Genomic DNA, 26,159 nt, shown 5'->3' on the forward strand with positions numbered 1-26,159 from the left:
CGTTCAAGGACTCTCTTCTTAAAGAGATACGATAGGTACTCTTCTCTTCAACATCATTTATGCATAGATAATATCAATGTCATGAAAGAATGTCAATCGTTTTCTGAAAACTTTTCATTGCTAACAAACCATCCACTGCGGGTAAAATTGGATGCCATTTTTGATCATCCTATGAATCAACGGTCTTCCAATCGTTTGAAAATAATGTTCGATCGTTGGAACTTGTAAAATCAAAATATCCGCACATTTTCCGACTTCTAAACTTCCCCGATCTGTTAAATGAAACTCTTTTGCCGGTAAAGATGTCATCCCCTCCAACAAAGCTTGCGAGCTCACCTGCATCATCGTAAAGAGATGATGACAAATCGGCTGAAAAGAATACACATACCGGTTTAAAGAACCAAATCCGCAAGAGAGTAAAAATTGTTTAGGTTTGTCTTCAAAATAATCAGATTCCGTCTCGATCACCGGATAAGAACTTTTTGTTTTTGTCAAAAAAACATCTTGTGTTAATTCTTTTCTTTGTACCTTGGGATCGGAAGTCAAAAGTGTCAAGATTCCATTTTGTGACATTGCATACAAGGCGGCATTGTTTTCCCGCAATTGATCCCCTAAACGAACATTGCGAAATCCTTGGTAATGGCAATCGATCATAGCCGGGATCACCGTCTCTCCTACGGCATCTATAACCCGAGTCGTAGGTTCGATCCAATTCATATACGATCCCGTTCCTATATCGATGATCTTGTCATGGTGGATTGCGATATATGCATGTTTCAGGATCTGAAAAGAAGAATCGCAAGTATAACAATTTTCTATATTTTTAATTAAAAGTGTCGCTTTCATAAATAAATTTGCCTATAATTCATTATATACAAAAAGTATCTAAAATGTGAGGTGAGATTTATGTTTTTATTTAAATCAAAAAAGAAAAAAACACTGATACTCACAATTCATGGATTTGGGAAAAAGAGACATCATGAGTTTGATCCTCTTTGTCAATACTTAAAAGTTAAAGGCTGGGATTGTATCCAGTTTGATATCTATTCCCTAAAAGATCCCGAAGATGCTCATTTTGAACAATGGATCCAGCGATGCGAAGAACGAATTCGTTCGGCATTAAGTCTGAAACGCCCCATTATTTTGATTGGTTTCTCTATGGGCGGGGTAATTGCCAGTTATTTAGCCAGTGTGTATCCGGTTCAAAGTTTGATCCTGGTTGCACCTGCTTTTCGTTATTTTGATCTGCAGAAATTAGGAAGCTATTCTTGGCATGCGTTACGAAAACTAACAGCAAAAGAGAAGTCCGTCCCCAGTTCGTTGCAAACCCGTTCATTCATGGATATTGTTGATCATTATAAAGACTCTGTATATCATGTCTCTTGCCCGCTATTGATTCTTCACGGCACTAAGGATGAAGTAATTCCTTACGAAAGTTCACGAAATATATACAACGACCTGCAAGCGTCAAAAAAATGCCTCCTTCTGATCGAAGGAGGAAAACATCGCATGTTATACGATGGTCTCGGTCATGAAAAACCGTGTTTTAAGATCATAGAATCCATGCTCAACAATGAACTTTTATGATTATTTATGTTCATTCAATAATTGTAATTTGAGATCAAGCAATTTTTTCGTTAGATCGACATAGTATTCTTGAGGATAAGCGAAACGCTTGATCTCTTCCCAGATCGTATCTAATTCCCGTTTCGAATATTCTCGGATGCCATCCAAACTAGGACATTGATAAACAACCTGCCCCCGTTTAAAAATAGGCACTAAAAGTTCTCTCAATTCGTAGGTCCCTCCCGGGATCACTTTATATTTCCATCTCGACATCGGATGATAGATCGTCAAATCATCGCTCTCATCAAATTTTTCATCCACCAATGCCAATAGATCCGCTTGTGCCATCCCCGTTTCATGATCATAAATGCGATAGACCGTTTTCATGCCGGGATTCGTTACTTTTTCAACATTGTCGCTGATTTTGATCTTAGGGATCATTTCCCCATCTTTTTCAATGGCAACCAGTTTATAGACGCCGCCAAATACGGGAGAATTTTTGGAACAAATCAAATTTTCCCCAACACCGAAAGAATCGATCTTTGCTCCTTGCTGATGAATCAAGGATTCAATGACATATTCATCCAGCGAGTTCGAAACCACGATACCACAATCCTGCATCCCATTTTGATCGAGTTCTTTACGGACTTGTTTTGAAAGATAGGCCATATCGCCAGAATCGATACGGACCCCTTTTAATCGATATCCGTTGGGTTCTAAATATTCTTTGGCAACCCGAATGGCGTTTTTAATACCACTCTTCAGCGTACTGTATGTGTCAATCAATAAAGTACAGTTGTTCGGATAAGTTTTGGCATAAAACAAAAAGGCATCATATTCGGTAGGAAAACTCTGAATGAAAGAATGCGCCATAGTCCCCAGAACCGGAAGTCCATATTCTTTACCGGCGTAGGTCGTAGCGGAGCCGACACATCCGGCAATATACGCAGCACGAGCGCCATAAATGGCTGCATCAAAGTTGTGAGCGCGTCGCGCACCAAATTCCATCACTGCCCGTCCTTCAGAAGCTTGTACGATTCTTCTCGCCTTCGTGGCAATCAAAGTCTGATGATTCAATGCCAGCAGCAATGCGGTTTCTACTAATTGTGCTTCAATAATCGGGGCTTTTACGCGTAACAGTGGTTCATGCGGGAAAACCGGTGTTCCTTCTGGGATCGCATAAATATCTCCGGTGAATCGAATCGTGCTCAAATATTCTAAGAAATCTTCAGAAAACATCTGCAAAGAACGCAAATATTCAATATCTTCTTTTTCAAAGTGCAAATTTTTAACATATTCGATCACTTGTTCTAACCCGCAGAAAAGACATAATCCTCCATTATCGGGATTGTTCCGATAAAACAAATCAAAAACAACTTCCTGATTTTTATCTTGGTTAAAATAGCATTGACTCATCGTGAGTTCATAAAAGTCCATGACCAGACTTAAATTCCGTAATTCTTTCATTTAGTCCTCCCTGATATTTGATACAACCATGATACCATTCATTTTCATATTCGCTAACGCAAATCGATTCCATTCACAAGCATCGTGTACATCAGGAATATGATAAGTATCAACACAATCCACGGGCAAGATGATTCGATTCGAACGATCATATTCATTCAACCAGGCATTTAAGCTCAATGCAAATTGAAGGATGCACAGGTCCGTGCAGCATCCGGTGATCACGATATCTGTATGATGATCCAATAAAGGTAAAAGCGAAGAAAAAGATTTAGCCGTAAACGTATTGGTACTATTCTTATATAAGATATCCTGGACATAAGGTTGAAGCTCGTCAATAACCTTTGATTCCTCACTCTCGCAAATACAATGAGGCGGATAAGATTGAAACTCTCTTGCGGTTTGCGAATGCGAATCACAGACAAACCATTTCGGTCCCGAGAAATTCTCCAAGATTTTCTTAATATTGGGTGTGATGTCATGGATCTTCGAATCGTGCAATGGTCCTTCTTTCACAAAGCCATTGATCATATCTACAACAAAGAGAATCGGTTTTGTGATCTCGGTGATTGAAATCGAATCATACAAATTTTCATTTAATCTTGCCATAGGCATTTCCTCCTTGAAAAAAAGAAGTTCTATTCCTGAACTTCTTCCTTCGCATCTTTTAAAAGAGCCTCAAGTTGGGACTGAAACTCGGGATTTTGTTTGATATATTGTTTGGCAGCTTCTTTTCCCTGACCAATCTTTTCACCTTCAAAACTGTACCAGGCGCCACTCTTTTTCACGATATTATGATCAACACAAAGATCTAACAATTCGGAAATATAAGAGATCCCTTCTCCATATACAATCTCTAAAACAGCTTGTTTGAACGGAGGAGCCACCTTGTTTTTTACAACCTTGACACGTACTTTGTTCCCAACGATATCGGTTCCATTTTTGATAACGTCTGCTTTACGAATATCGATACGAACCGAGCTGTAAAATTTTAAAGCGCGGCCACCAGGCGTAGTTTCCGGATTCCCGTAAACGATTCCTACTTTTTCACGCAACTGGTTAATAAAGATTGCCGTACATTCATTATGATTCATGATCCCTGCTAATTTACGCATGGCTTTGGACATCATACGAGCTTGGGAACCGACTTGTTGATCACCCATCTCTCCATCGAGTTCGACTTGAGGAACCAAAGCAGCAACACTATCGACTACGACCAGGTCAACAGCACCGCTTTCAATCAACATTAACATAATGTTCAGCCCTTGTTCCCCCGAATCAGGCTGAGATAAAATCAGCTCATCGATATTGACCCCTAAATTGCGGGCATAGATAGGATCAATGGCATTCTCGGCATCAATAAAAGCCGCACGGCCCCCCATTTTTTGAACTTGTGCAATCGCATGAAGTGCTAAGGTCGTTTTACCGCTGGATTCAGGACCAAAGATCTCGATAATACGACCTTTAGGATATCCACCAATTCCTAAGGCTTCATCTAGAAGCAAAGAACCGCTCGGGATAGGTTCCACATCCACGGCTGCACGGTCCCCTAATTTCATGACCGCTCCTTTACCATATTCCTTCTCAATTTCGTGAAGGACATCATATAATAATTTATCTTTATTTTCTTCTTTAGGCATATTTATTCTCCTCATCTTCTTTGATGACTTGGATCAAATTTATGATCATATCATTTACAACTTGTTCTCGAACTGCATTACGATCCAGACCAACATAATGAAATTCATAAGTCCGCACTTGTTTCTTTGACGCAATAGCACAACAAACTGTTCCTGCAGGTTTGTTTTCCATAATATCTGGACCAGCATTTCCGGTAAACGAGACGCAATAATCAACATCGAGGATCGTTCTCGTCTTCTGCGCCATCTCTTGTGCGCAGGCAAGAGAAATCACCCCTTCTTGTGCTATTACATTAGGATCCACATGAACTACATCTGTTTTGATTTGGGTCCAATACGTGACAATGCCACCTTTCAGCACTCGACTAGCCCCGGGGATCGATGCGACAGAAGCAGTAAACAGTCCTGCCGTCAAACTCTCGCAAGAACCGATCGTAATATTTCTCTGGGTACAGTGTTTCACTAGGGCTGAAGCATCCATTACATACTCTCCAAAACAAAATCTTTGAGCTGAGCAAAATAGATCAATCCGCTCAACAAGCTCATCAGACAAGCAAACCACAATAAAATTTGATCCATCGGAAGTCCAAGGTATACAAACGGCCAATTTTTCAGCAATAAAAAGAGAATGGCAAACATTTGTAAAACTGTTTTAGCTTTTCCATAGATCCCAGCGCTGACAACCTTTCCGTGTTGACTGGCAAGCATGCGCAATCCATCAACGATCAAATCTCTCGCAATCATCAATAAAACAGCCACGATATTGGCTTGATGGGTATACACCAATAAGATCAGCATCGTATTGACCAGCATCTTATCGGCAATTGGATCGAAGAACTTTCCAAAGGAAGTGATCAAATGTTGTCTCCTGGCAATCTGGCCATCTAACATATCGGTCAAAGAGGCCGCCATAAAGACAAGAAACGCCAAGATATCTCGTAAAGCTAAACCATTTGTGGAGCTGATCACACAAAAATCATGCGGGATCACCAAATAGATCAAAACGACCAGCGGAACCATCGCAATGCGGCCCACTGTCAATTTATTCGGTAAATTCATACGTAGTCTCCTCCGCACCATCTTCACCAGCATCTGTTGCTTCCGCGCTATCTGCTTTCTTCTCCTGTTCCACCGTATCATTTGATACCACTTCGATATAGAACGTTGCAGGAACTCCATAAGCCCAATATGTCGGATTAAACGTCACATTGTTATCAGCGAAAGTAAACGTCGTGCCTTCTCCCACATAATTACCAACCTCCACTGTGATCGTGCAAGGTTCGTTCACTTCAACTTCTTTTTCAAACGTACCCGAATACAGTTCATCCATTGTGCTTTCGTCTAACGGTACATCGTCTTTATAAATTACAACCGTGCTCTCTTCTGGCAATTCAATCTTCACCGTAAATTTTTTTGTTGTTTCTAATACATTAGACATCTGATAGATGTTTTCTTCTGGATTGGTGGAGGTTAAAACAATTTCTTGACTTTCTCTTTCTGCTTGTCTTTGTTGAGCAAGGCGATCTGTTTCTTCCTCTTTTTCTCGCAAAGCTTCTTGGCGTGTAGCTTCTTCCTTAGCGGCTTGATTCGATGAATGCAGGTCCATGATAAAATTAAGACCAACGATCGAAGCTAGGATTACAATTCCACCAACGATCCAAGTCTGGATATTTTTTCTGTTTTTCCATTGAATATTCCTTGATAATGCAGAAATACTCTTCTGATACCGGCTACGTCCTGGATGTTTTGAATGTTGTTTGCTTTTGGATTTTTCGTTCGGCATTTGCGCGATCAACTTTTTTTGTGCTTGCGATAAAGCCATGGAGCGCTGACGAGCATAGGCATTGATATCCGCGTCTACTTCATCTTTGACCACAACCCAATTCACCCCAATAGCATCGCAATAAGCATGTACAAAATAACGCACAAAGGAAAAATCATCTGAAAAAACATCCAGATTATGCTCTTCAATGGCCTGAATATATTGCGGAGCCAATCTTGTTTGGCTAGATACATATTCAATCGATAGATTTAAATCTTGACGTCTCTGTCTAAGAATATGATAATAGGCCACTCTATTTCCCCCTTTAACTTTTTTATTATAACAAAAAGCAAATCAATTTGTTTAAAATCGAAAGAAAAGATTTATTTTTTTGAAGCGATTTTCCGCAAAGAAACGACTGTTTCTACATGCTGTGTTTGCGAAAACATATCAAAAGGTTGTATTTTATCCACTTTATAATCCGTACGAAGATCTGCAAGATCTTTTGCCAAAGTACTTGGATTACAAGAAACATATAAAATTTGATGAGGCTTCTTTTCTAAAATTGCCTGTTTCATGGGACGATCCAATCCAGAGCGAGGCGGATCCACGATCAGCGCATCTACTTTTTTGATTTTAGAAAAAAGTTTCGCTGCATCGCCTTGTTTAAAATGAACATGATCAAGCCCATTGGCCTTCGCATTCGCATTTGCGTTTGAAACCGCATCATCGATCCACTCAATTCCATAAACTTGTTTTGCTTTCGATGCACACAATAAACTCATCGCTCCAATTCCGCTATAAGCTTCCACTAGAGAGTCACAAGGTTCAAGCCAATCTTTGATCGTCAGATATAGCTTCTTGGCCTGAAGCGTATTCAACTGAAAAAAAGATCGCGGAAGTAATTCCAATTGTAGATTTTCAATATGTAGGATCATATTTCTTTGGCCGCCTAAAAAGTGCATTTCTGGGCCAAAAATATCGACCGCATCATGGTCCTTGATACTTTGCCACAAAGAGCATACATTCTCAAGATTCAAGATATCGCGAACTGCTGAGTCTTCAATCGTCATCGATGTGGTAACCAAAATGATTTGGATCTGCTTTTCAAATTCTTTGATCACGATATGACGCAACCCGTATCCATCCCCTTCTAAACAAGGGATATTATGCTTTCTTAAACAGAATAGTAATTCTGTCCGAACCCGTTCCAATTCTTTTTCATGGACCAGGCACCGCTCAATCGGATAAAATTGCTGACTACCCGTTTTAAACATTCCTGTCTGCAGCTGTCCCAGTATTTTTTTTACCGGCAGTTTACAACTGTTTCGATACGCAAAAACAGAATCATTTTTGACTAGAGGTTCAATTTTTCCATGATAGTCCGCATATTTAGCCAGTGCTTGTTTAAGAATAGCAGTCTTCATTTGACATTGACCTTTGTAGTTGACATGCATCAAAGCACAGCCATCACATTCCGTCTGGGAACAAGGGGGAAAGCGGCGATGACTGTTAGGTTCTATTACGTTTATAAGATGTGCGATTGAATAATGATCCCCTCTCTTTTCAATTTTTACATCCGCCACTTCTCCGGGAAGTGCCCCTTTGACAAAGACAGGTTTTCCATCTTTATAGCCAATTCCTTCCCCATTGATTCCCCATTTTTTTATTTTAAGTTTCACAATTTCCTCCATATATGGATCATAAAATCAAATGTTACATTTAAATATGAATAAGAATCGATTTTTTCCAGATCCTTAGTTTTCGTTCTATACCGATAAGGTGTCATCTCCAAAAGCGAGTGCAGATCAGTCACCAGTAACTCCTTTTTTATGTTCTGAATATCTATGCAAGTAAAACCAGAACGCAATGTCGAGAGTTCTGGATTTAAGTACGCTGTCTCGTATAAGATCGACTTTAATTCAAAACAATGATAAGGGCCCGGACCTACTTGAATCAAAAAACCTCCGGGTTTCAAAAGACGATCAAATTCCTCTTTCGCATCCGGGGTAAATATACTCGTAATAAGATCAAAAGAATGATTTGCAAATGGACAGTCATAGATACTTGAAACAATATAATTCGATTGCTTATCATGTTTGGCGGCATATTGGATAGCCGCCTTGCTTAGGTCCACTCCATAAGTAGTATCCGTACAGCCAGCAAACGCTTTGGTGTAATAACCTTGTCCGCAACCCGCATCTAATAAAGTAGAAACTGAAAGATCTTGAATAATTTTTTTGATCGCATCTCTTAAAAAATCATAATATCCTTGTTCTAAAAAAGCAGTGCGAGCCCGGACCATTGCCGGATTATCTCCCGTCATCTTTTTTTGTTTTAAAGAAAGATTAACATATCCTTCTTTGGCTTGATCGTAGGTATGATGATTTTTACAGACAAATTGATGGTTTTGAAGTATTAATGGTTCTTTACAAACAGGACATAATAACATGTTGATAGTGTACACCAATTTATTTCAAGAAAAAAGCCTATAAATCTTATCGCTTTAGAAATGGAATTGAATTCAGAAGAATCAGAACAACCGCATAGATCCAAAGAATTGGTTCCATTGTCGGCATCATATCTTCCAATCCGCTCCAGTCTTGAATCCTAACTTTTGAAGCACACTCCGCATAGAAAGAACATAAAAGCAGTGATAAGAAGGAAATACTCAAAAATCCTGAAATCGAAGCTTTCTTTTTCTTTTGAAAAGTTAAAAGAAGAGTGCAAATTGTAAACATTAAAGATCCTATCAATAAAAAAATCCACATAAACATTCTCCTTAGTGTTATCCTACAAAATGATTATATCAGTGAAAAATGCAGTTGCCTGCCCTAAACAAAAAAAGATGTCGCCATGGCGGCAACATCGATTAATATAAGTCTTGATCTTCCTTTTTTTGCGGGTGGATCCAAATCGATTCTGTGTTCTGAATACAATCTTGTACCAAGGTTTCGAAATCAAAAGACTCTTCGTATTTGACACAACGATCAACACGAGGTTTTGTAACCGGATTTTTAGGAGTGAAGATCGTACAGCAGTCTTCATAAGGAAGAATACTCGTATCATAAGTTCCAATTTTTTTTGATAATTCGATGATCTCAACTTTATCCATACAAACCAAAGGGCGAATCATCGGAATATCGACAACGGAATTGATAGCGACCATACTTTCTAAAGTTTGGCTGGCTACCTGCCCAATACTTTCCCCGGTGGCTAAGGCTAACGCTTTTCGTTTTTGAGCCAGACCTTTGGCAATGCGCATCATCATTCTTCGCATCAATGTGATCGCATAGCTTTCATCTGCATTTTGATAGATCGCAAGCTGCAAGTTGGTAAAAGGAACGACATGCACCAGCAAGTCTCCTTGATAGGCAGAGATCATAGAAGCAAGATCCAATACTTTTTGTTGAGCATTTTCGCTTGTATAAGGAGGACTCGCAAAATGGATACACTCGATGCGAACCCCACGTTTCATCATCAAATACGCGGCAACAGGAGAATCAATGCCGCCCGAAAGCAAAACCATTGCTTTTCCTCCAACGCCAACAGGATATCCCCCAGCCCCAGTCATTCGGTCTGTCATGATGTATGTCGCATTCTGATGAACTTCGATCACGATCTTATAATCCGGATGATGTACATCAACTTTCCAATGACTGTTTTTAAGAATAGCGCCCGCTACGATGCGATTGATCTGATCAGAAATAATGGGAAAATTCTTATCTGATCTTCTGGCAGCCACTTTAAATGTTTGCTCTTTTTCAAGATCCAATGTCTGTAAACAAGCATCCACGATTGCATCTATATCACTGTCCACTTTGACCGCAAAACTAAAAGAAGATATCCCAAAAACACGAGATAACACATCTGCCACTTTGGCTGGATCCTCTTCTTTTAAGTAGATATACATACGGTCATGTTGGGACTCGATCTCTAAAGATGAAAAAGACTTTAATGCTTTTTTGATATTTTCTCTCAACTGACGAATAAATACATTACGGTTTTTTCCTTTTAAGGAAAGTTCCCCATAACGAATGAGAATATGATCATAACGGTAATCCATAAGTATCTAATATCTCCTTACAAATCTTAATAAACTGTTGTGCTTCTTCCTTCGTATTGTTGCCGTCAAAAGAAAGACGGATCATATGTGTTGCTCTTTTTTCTGATAAACCCATATGGATCAAAGTAGAACTCTCATTGCCAGAACGAGAGGAGCATGTACTTTTAGCACTGACACAGACTCCCTTTTGATCTAAAGCATTTAACATGACTTCACTCGTGATTTGATCAAAAGAAATATTTAGGATATAAGGCAAAGCTGTATCGGGTGAATTGATATGTACGCCAGGAATCTTGATCAATTCCGAACGTAAATAGGTGTTCAATTTTGACACTCGATCAAAACTCTTTTCTTTTTCTTCCAAGGCAAGGCGAATGGTTTTGGCAGCTACAATATTACTTGGTGCATTACTGGTACCACCGCGAAATCCTTGCTCTTGTTGCCCTCCTTGAATCAATGGTTTCAATTTAAGATCTTGATTTTTGATCAACAATGCGCTGCCTTTTAAACCATGGATCTTATGCATCGAAACAGTTGCCAGATCTAAATCTTTCCAGGGAATATCGATTTTCGTAAAACTTTGAACACAATCAGCATGAAAGACACAAGTCGGATTTTGATGAACAATCGATGCGAGTTCTTCAATCGGATTGATAGCACCCATCTCATTATTGACATGCATGCAAGATACTAAGATCGTGTCTTTTCGCATATGCTGTTTCAAAACTTCAGGAGTCAAGATTCCTTGCTCATTCACTGGCATTCTTTGAACTTCAAACCCCATCGTTTCAAGCCAAGAAAAAGAATGATCCACACTGGCGTGTTCGACATTTGTCGTCAAAATATGGTTTCCTCGGTTTTTGTATGCCAGACAATAGCCAATGATCGCAAGCGAATTTGATTCACTGGCACTGGAAGTAAATAGAATCTCATCCGGTTTCCGATTTAGCATCTGCGCAATCTTTTGTCGTGCCGTCTCCATCTTCGCATGCACATCCCGACCCGGTCGATGCATCGCATCCGGATTCGCAAAAGCGGTGTGTAAAAGTTGTTCATAAACACGACAAACCTCTGTACGTACAGAGGTTGTCGAAGAGTTATCAAAATAAATCATGATCACTGCACCTGATTCATAACGGCAGGATCTTTTCGCGAAACAAGCTTCTCATAAATACCAGGATGCATATTCTCGATTGCTTGGATCGCAACTTTTAAAGCCTTTGTATATTCACCATTTTGATAATATAATTCGGCTTTTGTCAGTTCCGTATCCATTACCGGATGCGAACTGCGGAATCGGTTGCCAAATACGATGGCATTTTCAACCATTACCGCCACACCTGTCAGGTTGTTTGCGTTATTGTAGAGCTTATAAATGAAATCGATTGCATCTTGTAGATCCGCATTCAATGTCTGAACATCTAATGGACTATGATCTAATACAACACGAACGCGCTGGATCAAACGTTCTCCCTCTTTGATATCTTCATCAAACTGACCAGAGATACTTGGAAGCTGACGCATAGCAGCATTCAAGCGAACTTCGTTTAAAATCAACTGTAATTTGATCAGCTGCTTTTTAGCTCGGCTTTCATCACTGCTTGCCCCCACAAGCATGCGTTTCATAGATTGGATCTGTTTTTCAAATTCATCGGACTCCGTTACAAAATCACGATAGTTATGAACTAGCTCTGTGCTTGGGCGATCATCCGTATCTAATTGTTTCAATACAAGTTCTCGTTTTTCTTTTAGACGGGCGCATTGTTCGTCCGCTAAACGGAAATGCTGAGTCCAATCTTCCAATCCAAAACGGTCTTTGATATTGGCATAAAGATTTTTGATTTCCAAAAGTTCTTCTTCAATCTGATCCAAAATGGAAAGCTTTTCACTCAAGTCACCATGAATTTCTTCAAAAGCGCTCTTTTCTTGATTAATATCATCCTGAAGAACAAGGATCGAATCCGTAATAGAATTTAAGATCTCATCTGCCTGCGATATTTCACCTTGATCCAGATGAGCAATCGCTTCTTCAATTTTTCCGTTAAATTCATCCAATCGAGCTTGAGGGTCTAAATAAGCAAGATCGATTCCTGCATCCTCTGTTTCTTTGATATTTGTCGAAACTTCTTCGATAGCTCGAGGAATAATTGTTTTGGCTTTTTCGTAAAGACCAGGATAAGCTGCCACAACAGAGCTGAGGGTTTCAACTTGTTTACGGATCTTATCGCTTTCGTCTTGAGCCTTATTAAATTCAGATGCATACATCCATTCTTCGAAATTCGTAAATTGATTTTCGATTTCTTCCATACGGGCATCCACGATCGCACTGGCCCCATAGAAACTGCTACGGTTATCTTGATAAACCGTTTTGATGCTGCGGAAGCGCTCTTTGACGGCGCTTGCCATTTCGCGAATCTCACTTTCCTTTTGAAGGATGTGATCCAAACTTTGATTTACGATACGGATACGTTCCTTTGTATCATCTAACAAAGATTCAATTTCATCCATCTTCCGCATCGCTTTTTTAGTACGACGAGAATCAAGAAGATTATCCGCATCCGTAAACAGATCTTCGATCGTCGACACACTTTGTTGACATGTATTATATTTTGAAGTTAAGTTTTTTACGCGTTCCATGACATCATCATTGACGCGTGCAAATGCACTGGCTTTATTAAATTTGAACGCCAAAGAATTATTACGAATTTCATTGACCTCGACTTCCAATTCAGATAAACGTTTGTCTGCCTTACGGCGACGAATCATGCGTGTTAAGATCCAAATTAAAATCAAAAGTAAGATGGCTACTGCCATATAGATCATAACAGTCGTTGAAATATGTGAATTAATAAATGAAAGCATCGAATTTAAAACATTCATCACTGCATCCATGTTGGTACCTCCCCAGTAAATCTCTCATATTATAGCAAAAGTTTAATTTATATGCATTAAGAATTGAATTTTTCTTGATTTAATCTAATGGTTTTGATATTATTTTTAAGCATAAATTGATAGCAGCATACAAAGCTGATGATTGCGCGTTGGAGCCTAGTAGGGTGATGCGAGTAAGCTACTAGCTGATAGCGGAAAAGATCATTCACAACACGTCCATCAGAGATTTGTACTGTTATTGTTTTATGAAGATAAAACAATAGGAGGAAATTATGTCTAGAAACACAGGAAGTATCTGGAAAAAGTCTCGTCGTTTAGGCTTCTCTGTTTTGGAAACAGGTGAAGAACTGAACCGTCGTCCATATGCTCCAGGTCAGCACGGCAAAGGACGTCGTGTAAAATTAACGAACTATGGTTTGCAGCTGCAGGAAAAACAGCGTATTCGCCACACTTATCAATTAAGTGAAAAACAATTCTACAACACTTACAAGAAAGCCAGCAAAAAAGCTGGTGCATCTGGTGAAAACTTCTTGATCATGTTGGAATCCAGATTAGATAACCTTGTTTATCGTATGGGATTTGCTCGCACTCGCCGTGGAAGCCGTCAGTTGGTCAACCACGGACACATCTTTGTCGATGGTAAGAAAGTAGATATTCCAAGCTACCAGGTTAAACCAGGACAAGTGATCGAAGTTCGTGAAAGAGCTAAGAACATGGCTTGCATCAAAGAAGCTTTAGAAGCGAATACAGCGACTGTTGATTATGTAGAAGTAGATAAAGAAGCGAAAAAAGGAACATATACTCGTTATCCTGAACGTAATGAATTATTTACTTCACAACCTATCAACGAACTGTTGGTTGTTGAGTTCTATAATCGTTAATGAAAAAAAATTCCCAGTTTTGGGAATTTTTTTATGTTTCATGGATAAACCCAATATGTTCAGCCACAAATACGGTATTGTAATAGACTTTATCCTCTTTATGAAAAGGTCGACTTGCCATTCTCCCTTTTACACTGATCCAAGATCCTTCTTTTGCCGTATGACATAAAGTCTCAGCCAATCCTCTCCAAACCTCGATCTGAAATGTATCCATTTCATAAATCCCCTCTGCATTCGCATAAGGTCTTTCTACATTGACCCACACATTACAAACTTTTTCTCCCGAAGGAATTTCTCGCAATCGCGGCATTTCTTTAATTTGGCCGACAATACAAAAAACGTTCATAGTTACCTCCCTATCCGGTATGGGAATCTACCCATATCTATCACCTGCCTTCGCCCTCATTGTAGATACATTTAAAAATTCAAACAAATGACCTAAAATCTCTAAACTCCTCATAAAGACCGTGTTTTACAGAGATGGTTTTGATGTAAACATGAAAAAAATCCTCATTTTAGAGGATTTAAGATTGATCGTAACCTTTTATGACAATATGGCTTTGAGAAGAAAGATCTAATCGAGAAACGGCCTGAAAGGTAGATTCCGCATCTAAAGAAGCAATTAAATCCAGCTGTTCTGTTAAGGATATGCCCTGGATCTTCGATTGAAAAAGCTCGATCGCAAGCCCTTCAAAACGATCAAACACTCGAATTTGTTGGGCATAGAGTCGATTTTTTAACGCGGTAAATATATCATCTGAAATTTTTTGATTTTGCATCTGCCATAAAACATGCTCAATTATTTTATAAAACTGATCAGAGAAAGCTGTCTGTGCATAAAATAACAGATAAGCATGATCTGGCATGACATCACATTCGGCGCCAGAATCTAAATTTAAGATTCGTTGATCGATCCAAGCTTGGAACTCTGTGGAAAAAGTTGAAAAATAAGCATCTAAGGTAAGTTGGATCTGCGTTTCTAATAAAAACCGAACTTGAGGATCTTCCTCGGGTTTTAATTTAACGGCCAGCCCCACATAAGGATTATTGATATCCATGGTCTTGACATAAAAAGGATCAGCAACCTGTAAACTCTCTTTAAAAAGAAATGGATTTTCCTGTCTACCCGTGCAGTTTGGAAATGAACTTTCGATCTTTTTGATCTCGTTGATCAATTTTTGCGGGTCTTGGGCAGATACACCAATCAAGATCATGTTCTTGGGGTCATAATGATTTCGATAGAAGGATTCTAAATTTTTTTTATCCATCGACAGAATATCTTCTTTTTTTCCAATAACATCATCTTTCATTGGATGCTTGTCATATAAGGCATTCCATACAGACATCAAAAAGGCGGAATCGGGATTTTGATGAACCATTTCCCATTCACTGAGAATAATTCCCTTTTCTTTTTCTACGATATCGTCATTCAAATCCAGGCTCTGAACAAAACGCAATAAAAGATCTAATGGTTGTTCAGGATCTTCGGTTGTCGAAAAATAAAAAGCCGTCTCATAGGGACTTGTAAAAGCGTTAACTTGACATGATAATTGGGCAAATTGATCTGAAACATCTCCACCCTGATAATGAAACATGACATGTTCTAAAAAATGAGCACATCCTGAAGGATAAATAATTTTCTCTTTATTGATGAATTGAGTGCGATCGACTCCTCCGCATTTTATCCCACATAAGAAAAAAGAGCGAGAAAAGTCCGGCTTATGAACCAAAATGACACGAAGCCCATTATCACATTCATACTCAAAAGATTTAAAATCAAGATTCTTCATTCAGTGTTCCCTCCACAATAGCGACAGCACATCGTTTAAACTTGGATGCCGCATGAGAAATCTGATCTTTCGAGAGCGCATTGATCAGTGTAATTCGTGAAAGATCAGATAACGCATCTTTTAACAACTCCTCTCGAAAAGCTTTGTTGATGAGTCCAAAAGGATCATCTTGTTGAAAACGAATGGAATCGACCCATTCTTTTTTAGCGCACTCTAAAAGCTCACTTGGAAAAATCCCCTTCACTAAAACATCCATTTGTTCATCAATCAATTCCATTACCCGATCGATATGTTCTCTGGATGTACCCACCTGGATCGTCATGATTCCATCAAAATGAATCAAAGAGGCATAAACAGAATAACAAAGACTGTTTTGTTCCCGAATCGATCGGAACAAAAGGTTATTTGTGCATTGTCCAAGGATTGATACTGCCAAAACTTCTGCCATATAATCATCAGAATCTACATCGATCCCTGTAGAATAGGCCAAAGAAAGAATCGACTGACTCCGTGGCTTAAAGACCTTTGTTGTGGTGTCAGTCCCCTCTTTATAAAGATTAGAAGTACGAGAAAGTTTGTCGAATTCTTCGATTTTCGAAAAATACGACAAAATTTGTGAATCCACTTGTCCGCATATATAGATCTTCTTGGGAGCTGATTGTATCTGATGAAGAAAGGATACACAATCTTCAAATTTTATATGTTCGAAATCTTCTAACGAACCATGTAGAGGATGAGAAACAGTATGCGTTGGACTTAATAAAGAAAAGCATAAACTCATAGCCGATGTTTCAGGATCATCCTGAAGTTGACAAAGCCGGTCTCGCAACAAAAATTTAGCTTCCTCAAAACTTTCGGTTTCCATCAAAACATGAAAAAGGAATTGATCAATAATTTCAATCCAATGATCCGAATCAATATGATGGGGTAAAGCACGATTTTGTAAATATTGAAAGCGCTGATCCAAAAGAACTTGATTCCCTATCCCCGTCAAATGTGCAGAATAACGAAAAGAATACAATTGCCCGAAACGTATTGCGATTTGGTTCTTAGAAGGAAACTTTTCTGTTTTCATTTGCATCATCAATACTAAAAGATTCAACATGGTGATGCGTTTGAAATCAAACGGAAGAATTGTTCGAACGGAGATGGAATTGTTTAAAAACTTAGAGGTCTGGATATAATTCATATGTTTGGTATTTTAAACTAAAAAAAAAGAAGGAACAAGTCCTTCTTTGTGAAATTCTATCCAACGTGGATATAACCAATCAAAGCGTTGCCGCAGTTAACTGAACTTACAACAGTTTGATATCCTAACCATCCACCATGTACAGCCTGTCCGTTACCAATATAAATTGCAACGTGTCCGCTATAGATAATGATATCTCCAGCAACGGGGCTGCTTGTCCAGCTACCTAAGCTAGCATAGTCACTTGGCCAACCATGGAAGTTAATTCCCACTGATGCCAAAGAGTTAGTTACAAGCATCGTGCAATCTTGATTTACTCCAACCTGTGCCAATGCTGCACTAGCAATCGCACTTGAGCTTACAGAACTGCTGACATTGTTTGATGGAGCCTGAACAGTAGGCTGAGAATTCGTTGTCGAATTTGACGTAGAATTCGATGGAGCCTGCGTCGATGGTGTAGATGTTTCAGGTTGAGCAGCCTGCGTTGTATCTTGCGCTGGCGTACTTGGTGTCTCTGTTGTTTCTACAACTTCTGTCGCAACACCTTCGCTGTCAATAGTATAACCATCTTTTTCGGCATCCTTGATCAATGCACCATTTTCATCAAAGAAATATTTCTTTCCTTCAATGTCTTGTGATGTATTCGATACTTTTTGTCCTTTTTCGTTGTAGTAGTAAGTCGTATCGCCTTCTTTGACCCAGCCTGTTTTAAATTCACCAGAGTCAGACAGATAATACTTAGTACCTTCTACATCGATCTCTCCAGTTGCCATAGATCCATCTTCATTGAAGTAATAACGTTTACCTTCAACATCTTGCCAACCAGTGAGAGAATATCCATCTGCATCAAAATAATACTTCTTACCTTCGATTTCCATCCAAGTTGATGCAACTTGCTCACCTTTTTCATTGTAGTAAGTTCCATCATCCTGCCATCCTTGAAGAAGTTTTCCTTCTTTCTGGAAGGTGTAAGTTGTACCTTGCAGAACTGTTTCACCCGTTGCAGCGGTACCGTCCGATGTGAAATAGTAAATGTCGTTACCAACATTCTGCCATCCAAATTGAAGAGTACCATCTTGGTCGAAGTAGTATAATTCATCGTCGATTTCAGTTAATCCGGTTGCCTCTTGACGAGTCGATTCTAATACATAGCTTCGATTCTTACCTTCACCATGCCATCCAGGTTGTGTTTCATAGGCATACACCGTAGAAAGCACTGGACCACAGGCGCAGGCACAGAGGGCAACGGCTAAGATTTTGCTGTGTTTTTCGATAAAATTCATTACTGTCACCTCTCATACAACAACCATAGGATAGCATGCACCCTTTTTTTTCTCAAAAAAACAAAAGTAATTTTAGAAAAAAACATTTTTTATTTAAATGCAAAAAAATATTATTATGCTTTAAATAAAGCTTATTTAAATTCTTTATGGGAAAATATGTGATTTTTTAAAAAATTATAAAATAATTTGTAAACAAACACTTGTTTATGATTTGTGAACATTCCATGCGAAAATTAGCGTGTTTTTCGGCATCTGCAGCAGAATTGTACAAATTTGAATAACAAATAACCCAAAGAGATTGCACTGCCTAACAAACCAATGATCGACAAATTATGTAAAATGGTCACTAATTCATTAATAGAAGCACTATGGAATCCTGCTCCAAGAAATATTACGAGACCAAAAATCCACATAAAATTGAAAAATGTAAAGAGAATGACTTTTCTTTTATTTGCCTGCAAACAAAACAGTATGGTTAAGATCATGCAAAGCAAAAAAGAAAGAGATATAAGATCCACAAAGGACTCCCCTATATTTATAAAGGATATCGTTCCTTTTGAAATCATTTCATAAGAGAATTGAATCAAATATGAAGAAGTATAACCACTCATGATATTCATAAATAAAAACAGAGAATCATAATTCCTCACTTGAAATAATCTTAAAAAGAAAAGAATCTGCCAAAGATATTGCCAGATCCAAAATAATGAAACAAGAATGATCAAATTTCTTCTTCGTTTTTGAAATGAATTAAAGAAAGAGTCGATCCAGTTATAAACTTTCAAGATAATCTTCTCCTTTAAGCTCTTCATTCCAACTCAATCCGGGATAACCTAACTGTCGCAGCACCTCATATACGACAATGGCTGTACAATTGCTGAGATTTAGACTGCGAGCATTGGCGACCATAGGAAGGCGCATACAAGTATCCAAATGATCTTTTAAGATATGTTTATCGACTCCTGTACTCTCTTTGCCCAAAACAAGATAGATATCTCCCGTTTCTTTTGTGAAATCAAATGAAGTGGGCGGACGATGTCCATAACGAGTCATAAAATAATAATGTTCTGCAGGATTCTCTTTCGCAAACTCTTCCCAGTTTTTATGAATATAAATCGTGGCATCTTTGATATAATCCATACCACTGCGTCGAAGATGTTTTTCATCCAAGGAAAATCCCAATGGTTCGATCAAATGCAAAGTCGAATTGGTTGCCATGCAAGTTCGAATAATATTCCCAGTATTCTGAGGAATCTCAGGTTCATATAAAACAACGTGGATCATAATTTCTCTCCTAACTCTTCTAGGAACAATCTCAAAGCAGCTCCGCGATGAGAAACACTGTTTTTCATTTCTTCACTGACGTTTGCCAATGTTGTATGAAAAGGCGGATAGTAAAAGATAGGATCATAGCCAAAACCTTTGTTTCCTAAGGGAACCGGATGAATTTCACCTTCGATCGTCCCGCGAAAAGTTTTCTCGTTTCCGTTTTCGTCAATATAGGCAATTACACAAACATAACGGGCTGTCTTCTGCTTTCCTTGGACAGCATCGATAATCGCCTGATTTTTGATCGTATAACTTGTATCTTCTCCCATAAAGCGAGCTGAATATACTCCCGGCATGCCATTCATCGCATCCACTTCCAGTCCGCTGTCATCACTGATCACGGGTTCATGCAGCACATGATAAAGAGATCGAGCTTTGATCAAAGCATTTTCCTCAAATGTTGTTCCCGTCTCTTCAATTTCGACAGGTTCTTTCAGATCCTTTAGACATTTTACTTGCGCTTTGTCTTTTAACATGGTTTGAAACTCTTCTAACTTATGAAGATTATTTGTAGCCAACCAGATTGTTTTCATTTCCATCACCAAAGGCATTATAAAAGAAAAAAGAGTCCAAATCAATTTGAACTCTGAATCGCCTCGCAGATGCGTTTGCCCATCTCTTTGCATCCGATCAATTGACAACCTTCACTATAGATATCAAATGTTCGGTATCCTTGATCGAGCACTTGATGAACAGCTTGTTCGATACATTCTGCTTCAGCAGCCGCATCAAAGCTATACCGCAACATCATGGCAGCACTTAAAATACATGCAATCGGATTGACCTTATCCATACCCGCTATATCCGGAGCTGATCCATGGATCGGTTCATAAAGTCCGCGCGTTCCTTCTCCCAGGGAACTGCTAGGAATCATTCCAATAGAGCCTGTGATCATACTGGCTTCATCGCTCAAGATATCTCCAAACATATTTTCCGTTACGATCACATCAAACTGACTGGGGTCTTTACAGATCTGCATAGCACAATTATCGACAAACATCTCAGAATACTCAACTTCCGGATATTCGTTTTTAAGTGTCTGCATAACAGAACGCCAAAGTCTTGAAGTATCCAGAACATTGGCCTTATCCACAAGGCATAGTTTTTTTCGGCGTTTCATAGCCATATCAAAACCGATCCGACCAATACGCAAGATCTCATGTTCACTATAAGGCATTGTATCGATCGCAATTTTTTCACCATTTTGAACAAAGGTCTCGTGTTTGCCAAAATAAACGCCGCCAATCAACTCTCGGACAACCACAAAATCAATGCCTTTATCAACGATCGAAGATTTTAATGGAGAAGCCTCCCGCAGCTGCGGCCATAATGTGGCAGGACGATTATTCGAATAAAGCTTCATACCGGCTCTTAATTTCAACAATCCTTTTTCCGGTCTTTTTTCTCCGGGAAGGCCTTCCCATTTTGGCCCTCCAATGGCCCCGAGAAGCACCGAATCCGAATCTAAACATTTTTGTAATTCATGTTCTGGTAAAGGATCGCCATATTTATCTAAGGCCGCTCCTCCCATGTCAATTTGTATGTAGGAAAATTCGTGATGAAATTTTTCTTGGATCGTATCTAAAACTCGGATCGCTTGTTCTACGATCTCTGGAGATGAGCCGTCTCCTCGAATGACACCAATTGTTTTTTTCATAAACTACTCCTTCAAGCTAGCCATTAAGCCACCTTTATCAATGATATTTTGTATAAATTCAGGGAATGGTTCTGCTTGCCAGGAGCAGTCTAATGTTTCATCCGTGATCACGCCTGTTTGAAAGTTTACAGATACGGTATCTCCCGCTTGGATCTGATCCGCAGCCTCTTCGCATTCTAAAATAGGAAGACCAATATTGATCGCATTCCGATAAAAGATCCGTGCAAAACTTTTAGCAATCACAACGCCGATCCCACAAGTCTTGATGGCAAGCGGCGCATGTTCTCGGGAGGAACCACAGCCAAAATTCCAGCCTCCTACCATCACATCTCCCTCATATACCTGGGAAACGAAATCTTGATCGATATCTTCCATACAATGCGATGCCAATTCTTTGGCATCTGGAGTATTTAGATAACGAGCCGGAATGATCACATCCGTATCCACGTTATCGGGATATTTAAAAACATGTCCTTTCACATTTTCCATAACGATCAAACCTTTCTAGGATCTGTGATATGACCCGTCAATGCACTTGCGGCAGCCGTATAAGGACTCGCAAGATAAACTTCACTGGAAGTATGTCCCATGCGGCCGACAAAATTACGATTTGTCGTAGAAACACAGCGCTCATTTTCCGCCAAGATTCCCATATATCCTCCTAAACATGGTCCACATGTCGGGGTCGATACTACACAACCGGCATCAATGAAAGCTTCTGTATACCCTCGGACGATACATTCTTTATAAATTTGCATCGTAGCTGGAATGATGATAACACGCAGCCCCTCTTTGACTTTCTTCCCTTTTAAGATTTCATAAGCCGCCTGCATATCCTCCAAGCGTCCATTGGTACAAGAGCCAATCACAACTTGATCAATTTGGATCGATTCTCCTTCTTTGGCAAGATGTGTGTTTTCTGGAAGATGCGGATAGGATACGGTTGGCTCCAATTGACTCAAATCAATCGTAATCGTTTGAATATAGGAGGCATCTTTATCTGCTTCATAAACCGTCCAAGGCCTCTGGCTTCGTCCTTCTAAATACGAAAGAGTAACTGGATCCACCGGGAATATGCCATTCTTAGCCCCTGCTTCAATTGCCATATTACAGATACAGAGACGATCATCCATGGATAAAGACTGAACACCTTCTCCGGTGAATTCTAAGGAACGATATAAAGCTCCATCCACACCAATTTCACCAATCAAATGTAAAATGACATCTTTACCAGATACATAAGGCGATAATTTTCCTTTTAATTCGACTTTGATTGCTTCCGGTACTTTAAACCAGGCCTTTCCGGTCGCCATGCCAGCTGCCATATCTGTAGATCCAACACCCGTACTAAAAGCTCCGAGCGCTCCATATGTACAAGTATGCGAATCGGCTCCGATCACACAGTCTCCTGCCGTGACCAGTCCTTTTTCCGGCAACAGAGCATGCTCAATTCCCATTTGGCCTACATCAAAGAAATTCTTCACAGAATGTTTGTGGCAAAAATCCCGGCATGTCTTGGACTGCTGTGCAGCCTTGATATCCTTATTAGGAACAAAATGATCTAAAACAATATTGACCTTCTCACGATCAAAAACATGATCAAAGCCTGCTTTTTCAAATTCTTTGATCGCAACCGGTGTCGTAATATCATTACCTAAGACACCATCAAGATCTGCTAAGATCAACTGTCCCGGTTTTACTTCCGGAAGATGTGCATGTGCTGCCAAGATTTTTTGTGTCATTGTCATCGCCATGTTCTAGTCCTCCTCTTTGGGCTTGTTGTTGATGGCACTGACCAAAGCCTTGATTCCCGAACGAATAATATCGGTATCTTGGCCAGCTCCCCAACTCATTTGATCATCTTTCCATTTTAAGCCAATATAGCTGACAGCTTGTGATCCGCTGCCCATATCTTCTAAAGAGTGTTCTGTATATGTCTCTAAGGCATATGAATAACCAGTCAACAGTTTAATAGCATTGCTGACGGCATCCAGGCGCCCATTTCCTTTGGCAGTGGAATCATACACTTCGCCATCCTTTTCAATGGTGACCATCGCTGTAATATTGTTTCCTTTTTGTTGAACATAATGTGCTTCGATCACATTGATCGGACTGATCTTATTTCGATATTCTTTATTGAAAACATCAAAGATTTCTTCAGGTTTTAATTCCTTATGATGTTGATCACTGATATCTTTGATACAGTATCCAAAATGTTCGCGCATTTTTGGCGGAAGCTGGAAACCATGAGATTCCTCCAAAATGTAGCCAATACCACCTTTTCCGCTTTGAGAATTGACACGAATCACATCCGCATCATATGTCCGGCCGACATCGTGAGGATCAATCGGCAAATAAGGACAAGTCCAGCGATGTTCATGATGTTCATCGCGGTAGTGCATTCCTTTGGCAATCGCATCTTGATGAGATCCCGAGAAAGCCGCAAAGACCAAACTACCCGCATACGGTTGTCGGTCGTTGACCTTCATTCGTGTTACTCGCTCATATACTTCACAAATATGCGGCATATCGGAAAAATCTAACTGCGGGTCCACTCCATGCGAATACATATTCATAGCCAAAGTGATCGCATCCACATTTCCAGTTCTTTCGCCATTTCCAAACAAACAGCACTCTACGCGCTGGGCTCCGGCTAAAAGAGCTAATTCTGTACAAGCAACGCCGGTTCCACGGTCATTATGAGGATGGGTGGATAAAATAACAGAATCGCGATATTTTAAGCGATCGGAACAATACTCGATCTGATTGGCATAAACGTGCGGCATGCTCATTTCCACTGTGACTGGCAGATTAATGATCATAGGGCGTTCCGGCGTGGGCTGCATGACATCTAAGACCGCATTGCAGACCTCAACCGCATATTCTGGTTCGGTTCCGGTAAAAGATTCCGGAGAATATTCAAATAAGAAATTTCCCTCATATTCTTGAGACAACTGTTTCACTAAGCGCGCACCGCTCACAGCAATCTCTTTAATTTCATCTTTGGACATTTTAAAGACTTGTTCACGTTGAGCCACACTGGTTGAATTATAAAAATGGATCACAGCGCGTGGAGCTCCTTGGACCGCTTCGAAAGTCTTACGAATGATATGATCTCTGCATTGTGTTAAGACCTGGACCGTGACATCCTCAGGAATCATATCATTTTCAATGATTGTTCGTAAGAATTCGTATTCAGTTTGACTGGCGGCCGGAAAACCGACTTCGATTTCCTTGAATCCAATCTTCAATAACAATTGATAGAATTCCAATTTTTCTTCCAAGGACATGGGAACAATCAAAGCTTGGTTTCCATCGCGCAAATCAACGGAGCACCAAGCCGGTGCCTTTTCAATATGGTCTTTTTTGACCCAGCGATACTCATTTTCTTTTGGCGGATAATAACCCGGTGCGTATTTTGTCGCATCCATCATATTGTGCATTCTCCTTTCCTGCCAATGAAAAAGCCCTCATCTCTAAGGACTTTCATCCTGAGAGACGAGGACTAATTTGTATAGTTTTCCCGCGGTACCACTCTCTTTGCTGCAATCATACAGCCACTCATTGTGATCAGTCTTAACGAATCACTTTCTCTTGATAACGGTGAGTCTCCGTCTTTACTTACTTTATTCAGCAAAGCTGCTCAAGGGTGAGTTTGTGAGTAGTTCTCTTATGATCTTCCACCGATCGATCACTCTCTATAAAGCGAAGCTTATCACAGCTCCCTATCACTGCGTTTTGATTTATTTGAAGTATAACAAGGAAATAGAAAGATTTCAACCGGAAAATGAAAGATTTTCATTTTATGAAAAACAAATGAAAAAGGACGTCGAAACGTCCTTACTATTAATACATTCCTTGCGGCATCGGCATTTCTTTTTCAGGTTCCGGAATTTTTGCGACTCCAGCTTCGGTTGTAATGAATAAAGCAGAAATGCTGGCAGCATTTAACAATGCGTTACGCGTAACTTTGCATGGATCGATGATCCCCGCTTCAAACATATCGACCCAAGTACCATTCTTGGCATCAAATCCAATATTGTTTTCGGCTTTTAATTGTTCAGAAACGATATCTTCGGCATTATATCCAGCATTCTCTGCAATCTGTTCAATCGGTGTCAACAAAGAATCAAATACGATCTTGATTCCTTTTTGAACATCAACCACATCGCTCTTGATCGTATCTTTTAAAGCTGTATAGGCAGAAACCAAAGCAGCGCCGCCACCGATGACCATACCTTCTTCCACAGCAGCTCTTGTTGAGTTCAAGGCATCTTCAATACGCAGCTTCTTTTCCTTCATTTCACTTTCTGTCAATGCACCGACTTTGATTACAGCAACTCCGTTGGAAAGTTTGCCTAATCTTTCCTGCATACGTTTTTTATCGTAATCGCTCTTAGTATTTTCAATTTGAGCTTCTATTTCATGGATACGAGCTTCAACGGCTTCTTTATCACCAGCTCCACCGATCATCGTTGTATTATCTTTTGTCACAACTAATTTTTTAACTGTACCCAGATCCGATAACTGCAGTTCTTTTAATTCCATTTGAAGATCTTTCGAATAGAATGTAGCTCCCGTTAAGATTGCAATATCCTGCAGCATCTCTTTTTGATTATCTCCAAATCCTGGAGCCT

25 protein-coding genes and 1 other annotated feature are annotated in these 26,159 nt (G+C 39.6%); of the genes, 2 read left to right on the plus strand and 23 right to left on the minus strand.

Annotated features, from left to right (window positions below; translation table 11 throughout):
- Positions 1-120: 120 nt before the first annotated feature.
- Positions 121-846, minus strand: a complete 726-nt coding sequence (locus tag Q0J48_RS02955) for a hypothetical protein (RefSeq protein ID WP_296241498.1) — start codon at positions 844-846, stop codon at positions 121-123.
- Positions 847-906: 60 nt separating this feature from the next.
- Here Q0J48_RS02955 and Q0J48_RS02960 point away from each other — a divergent pair, with 60 nt between their 5' ends.
- The gene (locus Q0J48_RS02960) at positions 907-1,587 is read left to right on the plus strand and encodes an alpha/beta fold hydrolase (RefSeq protein WP_296241500.1); all 681 of its coding nucleotides are present in this window, start codon (positions 907-909) and stop codon (positions 1,585-1,587) included.
- On the opposite strand, the gene Q0J48_RS02965 is transcribed toward Q0J48_RS02960, so the two are convergent.
- The 11 genes from Q0J48_RS02965 to Q0J48_RS03015 all read right to left on the minus strand — a co-directional run bounded on the left by Q0J48_RS02965 (position 1,588) and on the right by Q0J48_RS03015 (position 13,393).
- Positions 1,588-3,033 (minus strand): nicotinate phosphoribosyltransferase, encoded by a 1,446-nt coding sequence (locus tag Q0J48_RS02965; RefSeq protein WP_296241502.1) that lies wholly within the window; start codon positions 3,031-3,033, stop codon positions 1,588-1,590.
- A complete protein-coding gene (locus Q0J48_RS02970) occupies positions 3,034-3,642 on the minus strand; it encodes an isochorismatase family cysteine hydrolase (protein ID WP_296241503.1) in 609 nt (202 codons plus the stop codon).
- 29 nt (positions 3,643-3,671) lie between these two features.
- On the minus strand, positions 3,672-4,673 hold the full coding sequence (gene recA / locus Q0J48_RS02975; protein WP_296241504.1) for a recombinase RecA: 1,002 nt from the start codon (positions 4,671-4,673) through the stop codon (positions 3,672-3,674).
- Positions 4,666-5,154: a CinA family protein gene (locus tag Q0J48_RS02980; RefSeq protein ID WP_296241506.1), complete on the minus strand. Its 489-nt coding sequence runs from the start codon at positions 5,152-5,154 to the stop codon at positions 4,666-4,668. Before Q0J48_RS02980 ends, recA begins: the two co-directional genes overlap by 8 nt.
- Complete coding sequence (pgsA, locus tag Q0J48_RS02985) at positions 5,154-5,732, minus strand: CDP-diacylglycerol--glycerol-3-phosphate 3-phosphatidyltransferase (protein WP_296241507.1); 579 nt, start codon at positions 5,730-5,732, stop codon at positions 5,154-5,156. Before pgsA ends, Q0J48_RS02980 begins: the two co-directional genes overlap by 1 nt.
- Positions 5,716-6,747 (minus strand): helix-turn-helix domain-containing protein, encoded by a 1,032-nt coding sequence (locus tag Q0J48_RS02990; RefSeq protein ID WP_296241508.1) that lies wholly within the window; start codon positions 6,745-6,747, stop codon positions 5,716-5,718. The genes pgsA and Q0J48_RS02990 overlap by 17 nt, the downstream gene beginning before the upstream one ends.
- A gap of 71 nt (positions 6,748-6,818) precedes the next feature.
- On the minus strand, positions 6,819-8,117 hold the full coding sequence (gene rlmD, locus Q0J48_RS02995) for a 23S rRNA (uracil(1939)-C(5))-methyltransferase RlmD (protein ID WP_296241510.1): 1,299 nt from the start codon (positions 8,115-8,117) through the stop codon (positions 6,819-6,821).
- The gene (locus Q0J48_RS03000; protein ID WP_296241511.1) at positions 8,114-8,887 is read right to left on the minus strand and encodes a methyltransferase domain-containing protein; all 774 of its coding nucleotides are present in this window, start codon (positions 8,885-8,887) and stop codon (positions 8,114-8,116) included. The genes rlmD and Q0J48_RS03000 overlap by 4 nt, the downstream gene beginning before the upstream one ends.
- Positions 8,888-9,307: 420 nt before the next feature.
- A complete protein-coding gene (thiI, locus tag Q0J48_RS03005) occupies positions 9,308-10,501 on the minus strand; it encodes a tRNA uracil 4-sulfurtransferase ThiI (protein ID WP_296241513.1) in 1,194 nt (397 codons plus the stop codon).
- Positions 10,485-11,615, minus strand: coding sequence for a cysteine desulfurase family protein (locus Q0J48_RS03010; protein WP_296241515.1), 1,131 nt, complete (start codon positions 11,613-11,615; stop codon positions 10,485-10,487). The genes thiI and Q0J48_RS03010 overlap by 17 nt, the downstream gene beginning before the upstream one ends.
- Before the next feature lie 2 nt (positions 11,616-11,617).
- Entirely contained in the window at positions 11,618-13,393 is a 1,776-nt protein-coding gene (locus Q0J48_RS03015; RefSeq protein WP_296241517.1) for a septation ring formation regulator EzrA, read from the minus strand.
- A 272-nt stretch (positions 13,394-13,665) separates the two neighbouring features.
- Here Q0J48_RS03015 and rpsD point away from each other — a divergent pair, with 272 nt between their 5' ends.
- A complete protein-coding gene (rpsD, locus tag Q0J48_RS03020; protein WP_183375875.1) occupies positions 13,666-14,274 on the plus strand; it encodes a 30S ribosomal protein S4 in 609 nt (202 codons plus the stop codon).
- A 31-nt stretch (positions 14,275-14,305) separates the two neighbouring features.
- Here rpsD and Q0J48_RS03025 read toward each other — a convergent pair whose 3' ends face one another.
- The 11 genes from Q0J48_RS03025 to Q0J48_RS03075 all read right to left on the minus strand — a co-directional run.
- Positions 14,306-14,620 carry a single-stranded DNA-binding protein gene (locus Q0J48_RS03025; RefSeq protein WP_296241522.1) on the minus strand — a complete coding sequence of 105 codons (315 nt, stop codon included), beginning with the start codon at positions 14,618-14,620 and terminating at the stop codon, positions 14,306-14,308.
- Between the two features lie 178 nt (positions 14,621-14,798).
- A complete protein-coding gene (locus Q0J48_RS03030) occupies positions 14,799-16,064 on the minus strand; it encodes a pitrilysin family protein (RefSeq protein WP_296241524.1) in 1,266 nt (421 codons plus the stop codon).
- Complete coding sequence (locus Q0J48_RS03035) at positions 16,051-17,253, minus strand: insulinase family protein (RefSeq protein WP_296241526.1); 1,203 nt, start codon at positions 17,251-17,253, stop codon at positions 16,051-16,053. The genes Q0J48_RS03030 and Q0J48_RS03035 overlap by 14 nt, the downstream gene beginning before the upstream one ends.
- Before the next feature lie 56 nt (positions 17,254-17,309).
- Complete coding sequence (locus tag Q0J48_RS03040) at positions 17,310-18,536, minus strand: NlpC/P60 family protein (RefSeq protein WP_296241528.1); 1,227 nt, start codon at positions 18,534-18,536, stop codon at positions 17,310-17,312.
- Positions 18,537-19,307: 771 nt separating this feature from the next.
- Positions 19,308-19,820, minus strand: coding sequence for a tRNA (cytidine(34)-2'-O)-methyltransferase (locus tag Q0J48_RS03045; RefSeq protein WP_296241530.1), 513 nt, complete (start codon positions 19,818-19,820; stop codon positions 19,308-19,310).
- Entirely contained in the window at positions 19,817-20,398 is a 582-nt protein-coding gene (gene rdgB, locus Q0J48_RS03050) for an RdgB/HAM1 family non-canonical purine NTP pyrophosphatase (RefSeq protein WP_296241533.1), read from the minus strand. Before rdgB ends, Q0J48_RS03045 begins: the two co-directional genes overlap by 4 nt.
- 41 nt (positions 20,399-20,439) lie before the next feature.
- The gene (leuB, locus tag Q0J48_RS03055) at positions 20,440-21,522 is read right to left on the minus strand and encodes a 3-isopropylmalate dehydrogenase (RefSeq protein ID WP_296241535.1); all 1,083 of its coding nucleotides are present in this window, start codon (positions 21,520-21,522) and stop codon (positions 20,440-20,442) included.
- A gap of 3 nt (positions 21,523-21,525) precedes the next feature.
- Positions 21,526-22,011, minus strand: a complete 486-nt coding sequence (leuD, locus tag Q0J48_RS03060) for a 3-isopropylmalate dehydratase small subunit (RefSeq protein ID WP_296241537.1) — start codon at positions 22,009-22,011, stop codon at positions 21,526-21,528.
- A 5-nt stretch (positions 22,012-22,016) separates the two neighbouring features.
- Positions 22,017-23,276, minus strand: a complete 1,260-nt coding sequence (gene leuC / locus Q0J48_RS03065; RefSeq protein WP_296241539.1) for a 3-isopropylmalate dehydratase large subunit — start codon at positions 23,274-23,276, stop codon at positions 22,017-22,019.
- A 3-nt stretch (positions 23,277-23,279) separates the two neighbouring features.
- Positions 23,280-24,956, minus strand: a complete 1,677-nt coding sequence (locus Q0J48_RS03070) for a 2-isopropylmalate synthase (RefSeq protein ID WP_296241541.1) — start codon at positions 24,954-24,956, stop codon at positions 23,280-23,282.
- 57 nt (positions 24,957-25,013) lie between these two features.
- Positions 25,014-25,263: a binding site (T-box leader), on the minus strand.
- 105 nt (positions 25,264-25,368) lie between these two features.
- On the minus strand, positions 25,369-26,159 hold a 791-nt coding region (locus Q0J48_RS03075; protein ID WP_296241540.1), incomplete at its 5' end, for a TCP-1/cpn60 chaperonin family protein.

Origin of the sequence: uncultured Faecalicoccus sp., assembly GCF_944325745.1 — a bacterium.
Classification (GTDB): domain Bacteria; phylum Bacillota_I; class Bacilli_A; order Erysipelotrichales; family Erysipelotrichaceae; genus Faecalicoccus.

What these genes read in the sequence shown, in the direction of transcription:
- Q0J48_RS02955 (WP_296241498.1), bottom strand. Translation starts at nt 846, where the DNA reads ATGAAAGCGACACTTTTAATTAAAAATATAGAAAATTGTTATACTTGC.
- Q0J48_RS02960 (WP_296241500.1), top strand. Translation starts at nt 907, where the DNA reads ATGTTTTTATTTAAATCAAAAAAGAAAAAAACACTGATACTCACAATT.
- Q0J48_RS02965 (WP_296241502.1), bottom strand. Translation starts at nt 3,033, where the DNA reads ATGAAAGAATTACGGAATTTAAGTCTGGTCATGGACTTTTATGAACTC.
- Q0J48_RS02970 (WP_296241503.1), bottom strand. Translation starts at nt 3,642, where the DNA reads ATGGCAAGATTAAATGAAAATTTGTATGATTCGATTTCAATCACCGAG.
- recA (WP_296241504.1), bottom strand. Translation starts at nt 4,673, where the DNA reads ATGCCTAAAGAAGAAAATAAAGATAAATTATTATATGATGTCCTTCAC.
- Q0J48_RS02980 (WP_296241506.1), bottom strand. Translation starts at nt 5,154, where the DNA reads ATGGATGCTTCAGCCCTAGTGAAACACTGTACCCAGAGAAATATTACG.
- pgsA (WP_296241507.1), bottom strand. Translation starts at nt 5,732, where the DNA reads ATGAATTTACCGAATAAATTGACAGTGGGCCGCATTGCGATGGTTCCG.
- Q0J48_RS03000 (WP_296241511.1), bottom strand. Translation starts at nt 8,887, where the DNA reads ATGTTATTATGTCCTGTTTGTAAAGAACCATTAATACTTCAAAACCAT.
- thiI (WP_296241513.1), bottom strand. Translation starts at nt 10,501, where the DNA reads ATGGATTACCGTTATGATCATATTCTCATTCGTTATGGGGAACTTTCC.
- Q0J48_RS03010 (WP_296241515.1), bottom strand. Translation starts at nt 11,615, where the DNA reads ATGATTTATTTTGATAACTCTTCGACAACCTCTGTACGTACAGAGGTT.
- Q0J48_RS03015 (WP_296241517.1), bottom strand. Translation starts at nt 13,393, where the DNA reads ATGGATGCAGTGATGAATGTTTTAAATTCGATGCTTTCATTTATTAAT.
- rpsD (WP_183375875.1), top strand. Translation starts at nt 13,666, where the DNA reads ATGTCTAGAAACACAGGAAGTATCTGGAAAAAGTCTCGTCGTTTAGGC.
- Q0J48_RS03025 (WP_296241522.1), bottom strand. Translation starts at nt 14,620, where the DNA reads ATGAACGTTTTTTGTATTGTCGGCCAAATTAAAGAAATGCCGCGATTG.
- Q0J48_RS03030 (WP_296241524.1), bottom strand. Translation starts at nt 16,064, where the DNA reads ATGAAGAATCTTGATTTTAAATCTTTTGAGTATGAATGTGATAATGGG.
- Q0J48_RS03035 (WP_296241526.1), bottom strand. Translation starts at nt 17,253, where the DNA reads ATGAATTATATCCAGACCTCTAAGTTTTTAAACAATTCCATCTCCGTT.
- Q0J48_RS03040 (WP_296241528.1), bottom strand. Translation starts at nt 18,536, where the DNA reads ATGAATTTTATCGAAAAACACAGCAAAATCTTAGCCGTTGCCCTCTGT.
- Q0J48_RS03045 (WP_296241530.1), bottom strand. Translation starts at nt 19,820, where the DNA reads ATGATCCACGTTGTTTTATATGAACCTGAGATTCCTCAGAATACTGGG.
- rdgB (WP_296241533.1), bottom strand. Translation starts at nt 20,398, where the DNA reads ATGAAAACAATCTGGTTGGCTACAAATAATCTTCATAAGTTAGAAGAG.
- leuB (WP_296241535.1), bottom strand. Translation starts at nt 21,522, where the DNA reads ATGAAAAAAACAATTGGTGTCATTCGAGGAGACGGCTCATCTCCAGAG.
- leuD (WP_296241537.1), bottom strand. Translation starts at nt 22,011, where the DNA reads ATGGAAAATGTGAAAGGACATGTTTTTAAATATCCCGATAACGTGGAT.
- leuC (WP_296241539.1), bottom strand. Translation starts at nt 23,276, where the DNA reads ATGGCGATGACAATGACACAAAAAATCTTGGCAGCACATGCACATCTT.
- Q0J48_RS03070 (WP_296241541.1), bottom strand. Translation starts at nt 24,956, where the DNA reads ATGATGGATGCGACAAAATACGCACCGGGTTATTATCCGCCAAAAGAA.